This window comes from Enterobacter sp. E12 (assembly GCF_014596715.2).
Lineage (GTDB): Bacteria > Pseudomonadota > Gammaproteobacteria > Enterobacterales > Enterobacteriaceae > Enterobacter > Enterobacter bugandensis.
Genome location: NZ_CP115601.1, coordinates 2,208,068 through 2,221,615, shown reverse-complemented (window position 1 = coordinate 2,221,615; position 13,548 = coordinate 2,208,068). Strand labels below are relative to the sequence as shown.

The window sequence follows — 13,548 nt, the reverse complement described above, 5'->3', positions numbered from 1 at the left end:
TTTCGGCAGCCTCTAAAAGGAGTGTTGACAGCGTTATTTTTCAAGCATAGATTAGCGCAAGTAGACAGATCTGTCTACATAATAACAGACAGAGGTAATCGCAATGAACGCACGTCCTCCTTTACCGCCCTTCACGCGTGAAAGCGCCATCGAAAAAGTCAGACTGGCAGAAGACGGCTGGAATAGCCGCGACCCGGCGAAGGTCGCGCTGGCCTATACGCTGGATACTCAATGGCGCAACCGCGCGGAGTTCGCCACCAACCGTGAAGAGGCGCAGGCGTTTCTGGAGCGGAAATGGAAAAAAGAGCTCGATTATCGTTTGATTAAAGAGCTTTGGGCGTTTACGGATAACCGCATCGCCGTTCGCTATGCCTATGAATGGCATGATGATTCCGGCAACTGGTTCCGCTCGTACGGCAATGAAAACTGGGAGTTTGAACCGGACGGACTGCTGAAGCGCCGTTTTGCCTGCGTTAACGATATGCCGATAAAAGAATCCGAGCGACTGTTCCACTGGCCGTTGGGTAGACGCCCGGACGATCATCCCTCATTGAGCGATCTGGGGTTATAGTTTTGTCACCAAAATCAGAGATAGCGCGCATTTCGGTGACCACCTCAGGGCTACCCTATGAGCGGTTTTCAGGAGGAACAAAATATAAAAAAGCTTCTGATATGTTGTTTGTTCGGTAATACCGCAAACGCTCTTGCCAAAAAAATGCAGTCCCTGGCAGAACAAGAAGGCTATCCACTGATGATTAGCGCCGTTGGGCTGGATAACTTCGCCAGCGTCGCACCCGCTTTCGACGGTTTTCTTATCGCGCCGCACATTCAGTACAAACTCGACGAGATACACGCAACGGTGGGCAATACACGTTCAATCGCCATCATTGAGAGTCTTCCCTGCGCGTCTCTGGACGCGAAAAAGGTGTTGAATTTCGTAAAGGAGCAAATGCCTGAACTGGCTGCCTGACAGACAAGGCCGCATCGCTATTGCGGCCTCCTCGCCCCCTCAGACAGATAGATGCCATAGCGCGCGAAAAACAGTGATACACTTACCCCACCTGGTTGATCGTCCCGTCTGAACGGCTCACGACGAAAACGGATGTAACCAAAATACGAAATGGTCACTCGTTGTCAATCGTAGCTCGTCACGCTAAGCTTACATAATGACTAAAACTATGAACGCCCCATCAATACGTGGTCCACTTGACCATTCTGTCAGAGAGCAAATCGTCGAAGCGGCCTTTGAGCACTTCGGTCACTACGGCTATGAAAAAACCACCGTCGCCGAGCTGGCGAAATCTATCGGTTTTTCAAAATCCTATATTTATAAGTTCTTCGATTCCAAGCAGGCTATCGGCGAGGTGATCTGCGCTAACCGCCTGGAGCTGATCATGACGGCCGTGCTTTCCGCCATTGCGGATGCGCCGTCAGCCAGCGAAAAACTCCGCCGTCTCTTTAAAGCACTTACCGAGGCCGGAAGCGAGCTGTTTTTCCACGATCGCAAGCTCTACGACATCGCCGCCGTCGCGTCACGGGAGAAGTGGCCTTCGACGGAAAGGTATACCGAAAGCCTCCTGAAGCTGATTGAGAGCATCATTATCGAAGGCAGACAGGCTGGAGAGTTCGAAAGGAAGACGCCACTGGATGAGGTCACCTGCGCCGTTTACATGGTGATGTGCCCTTACATTAACCCCGTTCAGCTGCAGTACAACCTTGAAACTGCCCCAACGGCAGCGGTACTCCTCTCCTCACTGATTTTAAGAAGCCTGGCCCCCTGATTAGTGACCATTGACTTTATTGGTCACTAATCACAGAATGCGGAAACTGTCCTGTTACTTCAAAAGGGTTTCCCATGCTCAGGCTCACTTCAGCCCGCCTTGCCATATGTCTTCTGCCGTTTGCCCTCGCGGCATGCGGCGATATTTCCGCGAGTGACGATCCACGCACCAGGCCACCGCTTGTCAGATCCGCCTCCGTCGAGATGGCGAATCCAGCCGCTCGCACCTTTACGGGCGTGGTGGTGGCAAGAACGCAAAGCGACCTGGGCTTCAGGGTTCAGGGTAAAATCCTCGAACGTCTGGTGGATACCGGTCAGACTGTCAAACAGGGCCAGCCCTTACTGCGTCTGGATCCGGTTGATCTGAAATTACAGGCTCAGGCGCAGCAGCGCGCGGTGGATGCTGCCCAGGCGCGGGCGAGAAAAGCCACCAGCGATGAGGCGCGTTATCGCGGTCTGGTGGCATCCGGCGCGGTGTCCGCCGCGGAGTACGATCAGATTAAAGCGGCGGCCGATACGGCCAGGGCGGATCTCAGCGCCGCCCGGGCGCAGGCCAACGTGGCGCAAAACGCCACGGGCTATGCCGTCCTGCTGGCGGATTCAGACGGCGTGGTGATGGAGACGCTTGCCGAACCCGGTCAGGTGGTCAGCGCCGGGCAGGTGGCGATCCGCCTTGCCAGAGCGGGACAGCGCGAAGCGCTCGTGCAGCTTCCGGAGACGCTGCGCCCTGCCGTCGGCAGCGAAGCACGAGCCACGCTTTATGGCCGTGAACAACACCCGGTCACCGCCACGTTGCGCCTGCTGTCTTACTCCGCGGATGCCACAACCCGGACGTATGAAGCACGCTACGTGCTGGCTGGCCAGCTGGCGAACGCGCCGCTGGGGGCGACCGTCACGCTCAGCCTTGAAGACCCGAAAGCGGAAGGTCAGGCCATGCAGGTCCCGCTGGCCTCACTCTACGATGCGGGTAAAGGGCCCGGCGTCTGGCGCATTTCCGCCCAGCCGGCAAAGGTCACATGGACGCCGGTTAAGGTGCTGAGCGTGGGCGAAGATGCGGTCCAGGTCACGGGCGGCGTGAAGCCCGGGGAGAAGATTGTTGCGTTAGGCGCCCATCTTCTGCACGAAGGTGAAGTTGTCAGGCTGGCAGAACAACGCCATGCCGCTCCGGCGGAGAACGCGCCATGAGCCAAAGTCGCTTCAACCTGTCCGCGCTGGCCGTCCGCGAGCGTTCCGTCACGCTGTTTCTGATCGTTCTGGTGACCATTGCCGGTATTTACGCTTTTTTTGGACTGGGACGCGCGGAAGATCCGCCCTTCACCGTGAAGCAGATGACGGCGATTGCCGTCTGGCCGGGCGCAACCGCGCAGGAGATCCAGGATCAGGTGGCCGAACCGCTGGAAAAGCGCCTGCAGGAACTCAAATGGTATGACCGTACGGAAACCTATACCCGCCCCGGCATGGCGTATATCACCCTGTCACTGCAGGACAAAACCCCGCCTTCTGAGGTGCAGGAGGAGTTCTATCAGGCGCGTAAAAAGCTTGGGGATGAATCCCAGCGTCTCCCGGCGGGCGTCATCGGCCCGATGATCAATGACGAATTCTCGGATGTCACCTTTGCCCTCTTTGCTCTGAAAGCAAAAGGCGAACCGCAGCGGCAACTGGTACGCGATGCCGAAGGCCTGCGCCAGCAGCTTCTGCACGTTCCAGGGGTCAAAAAAGTGAATATCATCGGTGAACAGGCCGAGCGGATTTATATCGCCTTCTCCCATGACCGTCTGGCGACGATGGGCCTCTCACCGCAGGATATTTTCAATGCCCTCAACGACCAGAATGCCCTGGCCGCGGCGGGCGCCATTGAGACCCGGGGCGCGCAGATTTTTATCCGCCTGGACGGCGCGTTCGATGAACTGCAGAAAATCCGCGATACGCCTTTAGTCGCTCAGGGCAAAACGCTCACGCTGTCGGATGTGGCAACGGTTGAACGAGGCTATGAAGATCCCCCGACGATGCTGATACGCAATCAGCATGAACCCGCCCTGCTGCTGGGTGTTGTCATGCGTGAGGGCTGGAACGGCCTGGCGCTGGGTAAAGCGCTGGATGCGGAGACGGCGAAAATCAATGATAGCCTGCCGCTTGGCATGACCCTGACCAAGGTCACCGACCAGTCCGTGAATATCCGCTCGTCGGTCGATGAGTTTATGATCAAATTCTTCGTCGCCCTGCTCGTGGTTATGGTGGTCTGTTTTATCAGCATGGGCTGGCGCGTGGGGGTGGTGGTCGCGGCGGCGGTCCCGCTGACGCTGGCGGTCGTCTTCGTGGTGATGGAGGCCGCGGGAATTAACTTTGACCGTGTCACGTTGGGCTCCCTGATCCTCGCCCTCGGTCTGCTGGTTGACGATGCCATTATCGCCATCGAAATGATGGTGGTGAAGATGGAGGAAGGTTACGACAGAATCAAAGCCTCAGCCTACGCCTGGAGCCACACCGCCGCGCCGATGCTGGCCGGTACCCTGGTGACGGCGATTGGCTTTATGCCAAATGGGTTTGCCCAGTCGACCGCCGGGGAATACACCAGCAATATGTTCTGGATCGTCGGCCTCGCTCTGATTGCCTCATGGTTTGTTGCGGTGGTGTTCACGCCGTATCTGGGGGTGAAGATCCTGCCGGCGATCCCCAAAGTGGAAGGCGGCCATGCAGCCATCTATAACACGCCTCGCTATAACCGTTTTCGCCAGCTGCTTGGCCGCGTTATCGCCAGAAAATGGCGCGTGGCCGGGTCCGTAGTCGCCATTTTCATTCTGGCCGTGCTTGGCATGGGGCTGGTAAAAAAACAGTTCTTCCCGACCTCCGATCGCCCGGAAGTGCTGGTTGAAGTACAGATGCCTTATGGTACCTCGATTGCGCAAACCAGCGCTGCTACTGCAAAAATAGAAGCGTGGCTGAGCAAGCAGCCAGAAGCCAAAATCGTCACGGCCTATATTGGTCAGGGCTCGCCCCGTTTCTATCTGGCAATGGCCCCCGAGCTGCCCGATCCCTCTTTTGCGAAAATCGTGATCCTGACGGACAGCGAGACGTCACGCGAGGCGCTCAAGTTCAGGCTCAGGGAGGCCGTCGCCAGCGGCCTTGCGCCCGAAGCCCGCGTGCGGGTGACGCAACTGGTGTTTGGCCCCTACTCGCCTTTCCCGGTTGCCTGGCGCGTGTCGGGGCCGGATGTCGAACAGGTGCATGACATCGCTGATAAGGTGAAAGCCGTGCTCCTGGCAAGCCCGATGATGAGAACCGTCAATACCGACTGGGGCTCGCGCGTTCCCGTGCTCCATTTCACTCTCGATCAGAACCGCCTGCAGGCGACCGGCTTAACTTCCAGCGCCGTTGCCGGGCAGCTTCAGTTCCTGCTCTCAGGCGTGCCTGTCACCTCCGTGCGGGAAGATATTCGATCGGTAGAGGTCGTTGCCCGCGCGGCGGGTGATATCCGCCTTGACCCGGCAAAAATCGAAGGCTTTACCCTAGTCGGCAATGCGGGACAGCGCGTGCCGCTGTCCCAAATTGGCAGGATAGAGGTCGGCATGGAAGACCCGGTCCTTCGCCGTCGCGATCGCACCCCCACGATTACCGTACGGGGCGATATCGCCGACAATCTTCAGCCGCCGGACGTGTCGGTCGCCATCATGAAGCAGCTCCAGCCGATCGTTGATACGCTGCCGGCCGGCTACCGCATTGACATGGCGGGGTCGATTGAGGAGTCGGGTAAAGCCACGCAGGCCATGTTACCGCTGTTCCCGATCATGATTGCCCTGACGCTGCTGATTATCATTTTGCAGGTGCGCTCACTCTCCGCGATGGTCATGGTGTTCTTAACCGCGCCGCTGGGGCTGATTGGCGTTGTGCCGACCCTGCTGATATTTAATCAGCCGTTTGGCATCAACGCGCTGGTCGGCCTGATCGCCCTTTCTGGCATTCTGATGCGCAATACGCTGATCCTGATCGGTCAAATCGATCATAACCAGAAGGACGGCCTCGATCCGTTCCAGGCGGTGGTCGAGGCGACGGTCCAGCGAGCGCGGCCGGTCTTACTCACCGCCATGGCGGCCGTGCTGGCGTTCATTCCCCTGACGCATTCGGTATTCTGGGGCACGCTGGCCTGGACGCTGATCGGCGGCACGCTGGGCGGGACGATCATTACGCTCGTCTTCCTGCCCGCGATGTATGCGATCTGGTTCCGGATCCGCCCGGCTGAACAACGTGTGCAGCATGCCACGGAAAACGTGTAAACTACCATCAGTAGATAACTGACCTGAGGCAAGCATGGTTGTTAAGCGCTTAAGAAAAGAGGACCGCCGCGTGCAGCTGCTGGAGGTTGCGCGAGGGATCGTGCGTCAGCAAGGCACGGAGGCGTTGACCCTTGGCTATCTGGCAGAACGGGCCAACGTGACCAAGCCTATCCCCTACGACCACTTTGGCGATCGTGAGGGGCTGCTGATGGCACTGTACCAGGACTATAGCGATCGGCAGCTGGCGAAATTCAGGGAGACGCTGGCGGTAGACAGCAAAACGCTGGAGAAGACGATCCGCTTTTTCAGCGCGGCCTATATCGACTGTGCCATTGCCGCCGGGCCTGAAACCGGGCCAATCGCCGCGGCGCTGTCCGGTTCTCGCGCGCTGCAGACGTTTCGGGAAGCATGCGTGGCCGATTGCGCCGACTGCCTGCGCACCGCACTTTCTCCTTTTATCGTCTTAAAAGGCGTTCAGGGAGAAGCGGTACTGACGGCCATCATTGGCGCGGCGGAGGCGCTCAGCACCTCGGCGGGCAACGGCGTGCTCGCCCGGAATGTGGCAGAAGATATGCTCTGCGGCGTCATGACTGGGGTGCTGGAGACCTACGCGAATAGCACAAAATGATCGCCGGGGGCGGATTGACACCTAAGTTACCAATAGTAATATAGGCATCACTTCTCCCCCATCTGGAGGTCGCTATGTCTGCAACCCATGCTATTAAAAACGCGCTGATCGTGACGGCACACCCGATCGACAATTCGTTATCCCATACGCTGGCAGCCCGTATTGCCGGGAAATTACGCGAGGAAGGTACGCAGGTTGAGATCGCCGATCTGCATGCTGAAGGGTTTAATCCGGCGATGACCCGCGCCGATCTCGATTTGTATCACGGCGATCCGAGCGCCCTCCCCGACGATATTCTGCGCGAGCAAAAGCGCGTCGAGCGCGCGGATATGCTGGTATTCGTCTTCCCGGTGTACTGGTGGTCGGTTCCCGCGCTGTTGAAAGGCTGGTTCGATCGCGTGTTAACCCTGAACTGGGCGTATAAGGTGGCCGACGACGGCCGGATTGTGGGCAACTTACGTGATGTTCCCGTCCGCCTGATTGCCACCGGCGGTAGCGATCTTACCGGGTTCGACAAGCACGGCTATTCGACGGCGATCCAGACGCAGATAATCGAAGGGGTATTTGGCTTCTGCGGGTTGAAGAACGTTAAGCTCGAAATCCTTTACCAGGCAGACACGGCTACGCCTGAGCAGGTTGAGGAATTCCTGAACGAGATCCGCGACCTAAAATAATATCGGCTATCCAGCCAGCAACGGCGTGCCTCCTTCGCCAAAAGGAGGCACGAGTTCTCGATGTTACTAACCGTCAGGGATCCTGCTGGCAAACCGGAACTCTCTTTCTTGTGATTATTCAAAAAATAACGAGAAAAGGCCTATCGTCATCACTACACTCATAATCACCTGAATCAAAATAATAAAAAAAGCGATCCCACCCAATACGATGATTTTTCGACGCAGAATGAAAGTTATGCCGGAAAGTACAGCACTGAACAGAATGGCTTTAAGTATATAGGAAAGCGGCACCATGGCCGGGTGACCGGTCTGCACTCCAACAAGCCCAATGAGACCCAGTAAAAAATTACCGCAAATTCCCCATCCCCAGAAAGTCATCGGTAAGCTCAACTGCCCCGCGACTAAGCTTTTCAACATACGCACGTCCTTTTTGTGATTTTTTTATTGAAACACAACGGTTTTTATCCAGTCTCTCGCACAGTTGGATTGTGCTAAAGGTCGAACCGACAAACCCGCATCTAACAAATATGTTGGTATGATTTTAGTCATATTTACATGCATATTGATGGTATTGAAAAGAACTCTCGGTGGCAATTCAGAGAAGGTAATTTCCACCCTCGATACTCGACATATCAGCGAAGGTATTAATATGTTTTGCATCGATGCGACCTGCCGGGCCGCGCCGCGCCGGAGCTGGGTTTCAGGACGGTATTAATTTCAGATGCGCATACCACAATGGATAATGACTATTTATCCGACAGCGACATTATTGCCCATCACAACAACACGCTGGCCGGTCCGTTTGTGACGCTGTCGACTGCTCGTGACTGGCTTTTTAGTACGGTGAGTTGCCTCAGGTGAGCGCTTATCTTTTTACCCGGCTCGCCTTTCCGCGCGCCGGGCACATAAGAGAATAATTACAGGGTAAAACCACCGTCACCCACCTGTGCCTGAGCGTACCATTGCATCAGCTTCTCGGTGCCGGGCTCGTTTTCTGCCGGTGACCATGGGGCGGTATCATGCTCGGGCACGGGCTGATACGCCCCGTGTTTAACCTCAAAAATGACGCCGCCTCTATCCAGCGACAGCACGGCATGCCAGGTTCCGGCATCCATCTCCAGGACTTTACACTCTTCGCCTAACACCACGCGCCGGGTCACGTTTCCGCTGTCGTCAAAATTCAGCACCAGAAAGCGACCACTCAGCGCCGTCAGCAGTTCAAAGGTGTGCGGATGGCGATGGGGGCGGACATAGGTACCGGGTTCCATTGCAATGGCTAAGCGCTGCACCGGGTCGCTCAGGTCAGGGTGTAAATTACGGTGCGCGCGTAAGCGAGGAGAATGTGCGGCCTGCTCGCTTTGCTGCTGCAGGTCACTGAAAGTAATCTGTTTCATATACACCTTCAGGTATGTGGGCTGTCTGCGGCAACCCGGTTGCCGCAGGACGTTATACCATCCTGAACGGTCGAGGAACGATGGGATTTGTGAAACAAATCGCTACCGGGTGAGTGGTCAATCCCCCGGCAGGGAGCTCATCAGTAGAACTGACATGTAAACCGCCATTCCCCTTCTGATGACCGGTGAAAGTAACCGATACCGTTATCCGCCCACATCCAGCTTACTTTTTCTTCTGACCCAACCTGAAAAACAAACTCTTCGATTCCCACACCGTGTTGTATCTCAGTCGGAAATCCCCCTACCTTGGTTCCCCTGTAACGGTTGAAATCTTCAAAAAAACTATCACTGGCCTGCTCATCATCATTTACGCAAGAGAGATCAATAATATCCCAGGCATCTTCCCATCCTGGTGCATCGTCAATGACACTCAGCCATTGAACTGGAAACGGCCGATACGGCGTGTCCAGTTCAGGCAATAGCTGAAGCCCTTCAAGGCTGGCATACTCGCGAATTAACCATCCTTCACCGTGCGGTTCGTCAAAGGGATGTTGTTCCAAATTGTGAAATAACACCAGAAGGGCTATGCCCTTCAACTGGTCAGGAATAACAGGAAGCTCGTCGACCCTGATCTGAAGAAGTGGAAACATTGGTTTGCCCTTCCAGGTGGGAAATCCTTCATCTGCACGAGAAACGCCCTTCAGAAACCATGACGTAATGGGATCTTCAGGCGGCCGGAACCCACCGACCTGCGCGACCGATGCGGGTCTTAGCCTGGTCCGGAGTTCTTCTAAAACTGACGCACTCTCTAATCTCATGTTTGCTCGCCTCTGTAGACGCTTGTCGGATAGATATTCTGCTGTTCATTGTAAGATAATCATCACAGCTGGAGAATCTCATTGAATAATAAAACCTATGTTGAGTAAAACTCACATTGATTCCCACTATTTCTCGTTTTTCAAACGTAATCACATTGAAATACCATCCCTTCATTCCCGGTCTATTCCTGACCTGGAACAGAGAGCAAAACTCAAATAATAAATACACCTGCATGCATATGGAGTACGTATGACACTCGATGTTTTATTTCATCTAATGAAAATGATCTCACCTGAAAAAAACATCGCGGGTGAAAATATTCATGCGCTAATAACTTTTCTTTCATCAGAAAACGATAGCGCTGAGGTTCTTTCGCCCTTTATTCATCGACTGCATCTTCTGTCTTTCGCCCAAAGCAATCCGGGTAACGCCGAAGAGTTGCTCTCTGCGCATTTGCCCAAAGAAGATGGGCTCCTTCCGCTTCTTGACTTCGCGGACTGGCCAAGGGTGCGCTACGCCGCTTCAGGCGAAGTTCAGACGCCTGAATCTGAGAAGTACTTCCGTGAAATGACATCGGCTACCAATCTGTTACGTTCTGCGCTAATCGAAGCTGAACGCGCAAAGGGAACGCCCACGCTTTATATACTGGATAAATTACTCAACCTGAACAGCGCCCTGCCGGAAAGATATAAAAAGATGGCAAATATTCCCTACGCATAAATACGTACACTATGCGGAATATCTCCCTGTTAATATTCCGCTATTTATTAAATCCGCTTTTCATTGAAATCAAGACAGACAATATCCAAAGAAGGCACCACTGGCGCATTAAGGTTAAGCCAGGCCAGCAACCGTTCAATACTCTGTCCTCTGAGCGAATTTTTCGGCCAGACAAGATAGTAACCGTCCCCTGTTGCTATCGCCTCCCGGAAGGGCAGCGCGAGCAGGCCGCTTTTCAGCGCGTCGAGCGTGAGCCGGAGATCGGCCATCGCCACGCCGTGTCCGTGCATGGCCGCAAGGCTTCCCTGCTCCAGGGTGTCGAACACGATCCCACCGCTCATGTCGAGGCCGGGAAATAAGCCCGTCCTTTTCAGCCAGCGCTTCCAGTCCCGTCGGTCCGGTGACGGATGAATAAGATCGCACTCAGGAAGCTGATGCCGGGCAGGCTCCAGCAAAGACGGCGTACAAACCGGAATAAGCCACTCGCTGAACAGCAGCCTGCTCTCCGTTGATTCGCCGAAATAGCCGTTACCGAGGAGGATCGCACAATCGTAGGGCTCGCGGCTGAAGTCAACCGTGTCGAAGTCCATCCAGACGCTGGCGATTTCGATTTTCGGCTTCGCATGATTCTCCCGAAAGGATTTAAGCACATTGAGAAGCCATCGCATCGTCAGTGTGCTGGGGGCTTTGAGGCGCAGAAGGTGGTTTTCACTTTTGAATGCGCGACAGGCCCACTCAATATTCGAGAAACTTTCGCTAAGCTGCCCGGCCAGAATACGCCCGGCGTCGCTGACTTCCACTCTCGGTCCCTGCCGTTTAAACAGCTCGCAGTCGAACCACATCTCAAGCGTGCGGACATGCCTGCTGACCGCCCCCGGCGTAATATTCAGGACTTCAGCTGCTTTGCTGAACGAGTTCAGCCGTGCGGCAACTTCGAACGCGCGCAGCGCATACAGTGGCGGTAAAGACATACATTCCCTTTTTGGAAGGTGTAATCATACAGTTTTTGTATTATCGGCACACGATGACGTCAGCCAACATTTTTTATCGCCGAGGCGTCCAGCTGAGGTATGCCGATGATCCTGGCCTGGGTGGTGATGAAGATAGCTACTTTGCGATAATCTCTGTTCAGACTGACGGAAAAGAGGATGTTTAAAGTGCTGGCTTATATCACGATTGGGACAAATGACTTTCAGCGCGCCGTGAACTTTTATGACGCTATTTTTAACGTGCTGGGCTATACACGTCTGCCCGCCTGGACTGATAGTTGGGCAATGTGGGGAAACGAAAATCATCCGGATGACGAATTTAGCTTCTGCATTTGTCCTCCTTTTGACCAGCAACCCGCGAGGTCGGGAAACGGGACAATGTTCGCTTTCAGAGCAGATAACGCGGACATTGTCAGACGCTTCCATGCAGCGGGCCTCCGTGCGGGTGGGAAAAATGAAGGCGTGCCCGGTACACGAACCGCCTACGGCCCCGACTTTTATGTTGCCTATCTGCGCGATCCTGACGGGCATAAACTGGCGTGCGTTTGCCAGCGTTATTCTCCTGATGCAGATAAGCTATCAGGCGAAGAAGAGTCACTTCAATAATAAAATTTTGCTGTAAGGACCGGTAGACACCCAGTCCTGCGGAGATCACTTCAGCTCCAGCGTGCTTATCACATGGGCAATATCCGCGATGTCGCCAGCTGACAACGGTTGCAGAGGGCGAGGCAGGCAATCCATGTCGGTAAGACCAAGCACGCCAGCCGCAGCGGCAATAACGCGAATACTTCCGCCATGTTTACGGAACAGCGACCACAATGGCTCTAGGCGGGTTGTCAGGGCTGTAACGCGTTGACGATCGTTTGCCGCCGCGGCTTCAGTGATTTGTTTCGCCATCTCAGGGAACAGACCGCCACACACGGAATACCACACTTCACAACCGGCGTTAAGTCCCAGTCCCGCATAAGCGTCGCCACTGATACCGATTGTTACGCCAGGGCGCAGATGTTGACGTAACGCCTTCACCCGCTCAGTTGCTGCAGCGGGGCTATTCGGGACGCCAGGGATCTTGACCGAGCGAACCCCCTCGAGTGATGAGAGACGACCGTGGAGTTCATCCGTAAAGGTAAAATGCGTCGTGCCCGGATTATCATAGATACACACCGGTACAGACACGTGCCGGGTAACGGTCTCAAAGAGTGAGAAGACTTCTTCGTCACGGAGTGGCTGGTAGCTGACCGCCGGGAGTAACAGCGCATTTGCACCAGCGGCCTGTGCATCCTCTGCCAGATGCAGAATGGCATCGGTACTGACCGCTCCCACACACACCATCACGGGGATGTTCCCTGCATGCTGTTTGGCCAGCGTTGCTACGCGCTTGCGCTGCTCCCGGGTCAGATAGGCGTAGCTTCCGGTTGACCCCAGGATGCCCATAGAATCAACCCGAGCGTCTGTAAGACGGGAAAGGATATGGCTGAAACCCTTTTCATCCACGCCGCTGGCGGTGACTGGGGTTAATGGAAATGCCGACAAGCCGGTAAACATACATGTTTCTCCTGAAGGATATTACTGCTGTTGTTCTTCGATGAGAGCAACGTCAAACCACAGACCGGGCATCATTTTTTCCAGGCCGTCGGTCAGCATTTTTCCGGCTTCGTGAAGCGTCTCCAGCGGCATCTGCGGGAGACTCTCCAGAATGAACCACATTTGCTGCGCTTCAACGCCTAAGCGGGTTCTGATCCCCTGTCGCCAGTTCCAGCGACGGCAGGTCACGCCGATATCATCACACCAGATAACCTCACCTTGTGAAGGATACTCAACGGTGGTCTCTCCCTCTTTGACCGTATCAAAAGGTTCTGTTCCTTTTGCCACAGTCAGACGCGGCGCCCCCTGATAGGCAGAGAGATCCTCTCCACCAACCGGAACGGCATAGCGGAGACTGACGGCATTATAAAGATCAACGACAGGATCGAGCGCTGGCATCGTTCCGTCACGTAAGACGCGCTTGCGTAACGCATCCGCTGAGCAAGGGGTGCGTTTAGGTTTAGCCCCAAATTTTTGAAAAACGTCGGCCCATGCCGCCAGATGAGATTCCGCCCAGGCAGGCTCACCGGCCAGAACCGCCTCACAGGCTTCTCGCAGCGCCGTTTCTCCAGTGCCGGGATTAAGCACTGGCGCAGCTTTTACGCAGATACTGAGCGCCCGAAAACCGGGAGCAATACGATAAATTTCAGGAGAAATTGACGGAGATACTGTTAACACGTGATAATCCT

15 protein-coding genes and 1 pseudogene are annotated in these 13,548 nt (G+C 55.1%); 10 read left to right on the top strand and 6 right to left on the bottom strand.

Features of this window, described 5'->3' with window-relative positions:
• Positions 1–103 precede the first annotated feature (103 nt).
• The 7 genes from IB212_RS10625 (at position 104) to IB212_RS10595 (ending at position 7,353) form a co-directional block, all read left to right on the top strand.
• The gene (locus IB212_RS10625; RefSeq protein ID WP_041910136.1) at positions 104–571 is read left to right on the top strand and encodes a nuclear transport factor 2 family protein; all 468 of its coding nucleotides are present in this window, start codon (positions 104–106) and stop codon (positions 569–571) included.
• Positions 572–655: 84 nt separating this feature from the next.
• Positions 656–970, top strand: a complete 315-nt coding sequence (locus tag IB212_RS10620; RefSeq protein ID WP_041912013.1) for a PTS sugar transporter subunit IIB — start codon at positions 656–658, stop codon at positions 968–970.
• A gap of 196 nt (positions 971–1,166) precedes the next feature.
• Positions 1,167–1,781 (top strand): TetR/AcrR family transcriptional regulator, encoded by a 615-nt coding sequence (locus tag IB212_RS10615; protein WP_041910138.1) that lies wholly within the window; start codon positions 1,167–1,169, stop codon positions 1,779–1,781.
• A 74-nt stretch (positions 1,782–1,855) separates the two neighbouring features.
• Complete coding sequence (locus tag IB212_RS10610) at positions 1,856–2,965, top strand: efflux RND transporter periplasmic adaptor subunit (protein WP_041910141.1); 1,110 nt, start codon at positions 1,856–1,858, stop codon at positions 2,963–2,965.
• A complete protein-coding gene (locus IB212_RS10605) occupies positions 2,962–6,051 on the top strand; it encodes an efflux RND transporter permease subunit (RefSeq protein ID WP_188245645.1) in 3,090 nt (1,029 codons plus the stop codon). The genes IB212_RS10610 and IB212_RS10605 overlap by 4 nt, the downstream gene beginning before the upstream one ends.
• Positions 6,052–6,085: 34 nt before the next feature.
• Complete coding sequence (locus IB212_RS10600) at positions 6,086–6,679, top strand: TetR/AcrR family transcriptional regulator (protein WP_041910145.1); 594 nt, start codon at positions 6,086–6,088, stop codon at positions 6,677–6,679.
• Positions 6,680–6,753: 74 nt separating this feature from the next.
• On the top strand, positions 6,754–7,353 hold the full coding sequence (locus IB212_RS10595) for an NAD(P)H-dependent oxidoreductase (RefSeq protein WP_041910147.1): 600 nt from the start codon (positions 6,754–6,756) through the stop codon (positions 7,351–7,353).
• 114 nt (positions 7,354–7,467) lie between these two features.
• On the opposite strand, the gene IB212_RS10590 is transcribed toward IB212_RS10595, so the two are convergent.
• On the bottom strand, positions 7,468–7,770 hold the full coding sequence (locus tag IB212_RS10590; RefSeq protein ID WP_041910149.1) for a hypothetical protein: 303 nt from the start codon (positions 7,768–7,770) through the stop codon (positions 7,468–7,470).
• A 235-nt stretch (positions 7,771–8,005) separates the two neighbouring features.
• Between IB212_RS10590 and IB212_RS10585 the strand changes: the two are divergent.
• Positions 8,006–8,214 (top strand): annotated as a pseudogene (locus IB212_RS10585) (cysteine hydrolase); the annotation flags it as partial.
• A 56-nt stretch (positions 8,215–8,270) separates the two neighbouring features.
• Here IB212_RS10585 and IB212_RS10580 read toward each other — a convergent pair.
• Together IB212_RS10580 and IB212_RS10575 are read right to left on the bottom strand one after the other, a co-directional pair.
• The gene (locus IB212_RS10580) at positions 8,271–8,747 is read right to left on the bottom strand and encodes a WbuC family cupin fold metalloprotein (protein ID WP_041910151.1); all 477 of its coding nucleotides are present in this window, start codon (positions 8,745–8,747) and stop codon (positions 8,271–8,273) included.
• Between the two features lie 140 nt (positions 8,748–8,887).
• Entirely contained in the window at positions 8,888–9,565 is a 678-nt protein-coding gene (locus tag IB212_RS10575) for a DUF1963 domain-containing protein (RefSeq protein ID WP_188245646.1), read from the bottom strand.
• 250 nt (positions 9,566–9,815) lie between these two features.
• Here IB212_RS10575 and IB212_RS10570 point away from each other — a divergent pair, with 250 nt between their 5' ends.
• On the top strand, positions 9,816–10,286 hold the full coding sequence (locus IB212_RS10570; protein ID WP_041910156.1) for a hypothetical protein: 471 nt from the start codon (positions 9,816–9,818) through the stop codon (positions 10,284–10,286).
• A 47-nt stretch (positions 10,287–10,333) separates the two neighbouring features.
• Here the strand turns inward: IB212_RS10570 and IB212_RS10565 are convergent, their stop codons facing one another.
• Positions 10,334–11,257, bottom strand: coding sequence for a LysR substrate-binding domain-containing protein (locus IB212_RS10565; protein WP_041910158.1), 924 nt, complete (start codon positions 11,255–11,257; stop codon positions 10,334–10,336).
• 186 nt (positions 11,258–11,443) lie between these two features.
• Here IB212_RS10565 and IB212_RS10560 point away from each other — a divergent pair, with 186 nt between their 5' ends.
• Positions 11,444–11,881, top strand: coding sequence for a VOC family protein (locus tag IB212_RS10560; protein WP_041912014.1), 438 nt, complete (start codon positions 11,444–11,446; stop codon positions 11,879–11,881).
• Positions 11,882–11,926: 45 nt separating this feature from the next.
• Here the strand turns inward: IB212_RS10560 and IB212_RS10555 are convergent, their stop codons facing one another.
• Together IB212_RS10555 and IB212_RS10550 are read right to left on the bottom strand one after the other, a co-directional pair.
• A complete protein-coding gene (locus tag IB212_RS10555; RefSeq protein WP_041910160.1) occupies positions 11,927–12,820 on the bottom strand; it encodes a dihydrodipicolinate synthase family protein in 894 nt (297 codons plus the stop codon).
• Positions 12,821–12,841: 21 nt separating this feature from the next.
• Positions 12,842–13,537, bottom strand: coding sequence for a B3/4 domain-containing protein (locus tag IB212_RS10550; RefSeq protein WP_041910162.1), 696 nt, complete (start codon positions 13,535–13,537; stop codon positions 12,842–12,844).
• Positions 13,538–13,548 lie beyond the last annotated feature (11 nt).

Excerpts from the sequence above, each read along its gene's own strand:
- IB212_RS10625 (WP_041910136.1), top strand. The coding sequence starts at position 104 with ATGAACGCACGTCCTCCTTTACCGCCCTTCACGCGTGAAAGCGCCATC.
- IB212_RS10615 (WP_041910138.1), top strand. The coding sequence starts at position 1,167 with ATGACTAAAACTATGAACGCCCCATCAATACGTGGTCCACTTGACCAT.
- IB212_RS10610 (WP_041910141.1), top strand. The coding sequence starts at position 1,856 with ATGCTCAGGCTCACTTCAGCCCGCCTTGCCATATGTCTTCTGCCGTTT.
- IB212_RS10605 (WP_188245645.1), top strand. The coding sequence starts at position 2,962 with ATGAGCCAAAGTCGCTTCAACCTGTCCGCGCTGGCCGTCCGCGAGCGT.
- IB212_RS10600 (WP_041910145.1), top strand. The coding sequence starts at position 6,086 with ATGGTTGTTAAGCGCTTAAGAAAAGAGGACCGCCGCGTGCAGCTGCTG.
- IB212_RS10595 (WP_041910147.1), top strand. The coding sequence starts at position 6,754 with ATGTCTGCAACCCATGCTATTAAAAACGCGCTGATCGTGACGGCACAC.
- IB212_RS10590 (WP_041910149.1), bottom strand. The coding sequence starts at position 7,770 with ATGTTGAAAAGCTTAGTCGCGGGGCAGTTGAGCTTACCGATGACTTTC.
- IB212_RS10580 (WP_041910151.1), bottom strand. The coding sequence starts at position 8,747 with ATGAAACAGATTACTTTCAGTGACCTGCAGCAGCAAAGCGAGCAGGCC.
- IB212_RS10575 (WP_188245646.1), bottom strand. The coding sequence starts at position 9,565 with ATGAGATTAGAGAGTGCGTCAGTTTTAGAAGAACTCCGGACCAGGCTA.
- IB212_RS10570 (WP_041910156.1), top strand. The coding sequence starts at position 9,816 with ATGACACTCGATGTTTTATTTCATCTAATGAAAATGATCTCACCTGAA.
- IB212_RS10565 (WP_041910158.1), bottom strand. The coding sequence starts at position 11,257 with ATGTCTTTACCGCCACTGTATGCGCTGCGCGCGTTCGAAGTTGCCGCA.
- IB212_RS10555 (WP_041910160.1), bottom strand. The coding sequence starts at position 12,820 with ATGTTTACCGGCTTGTCGGCATTTCCATTAACCCCAGTCACCGCCAGC.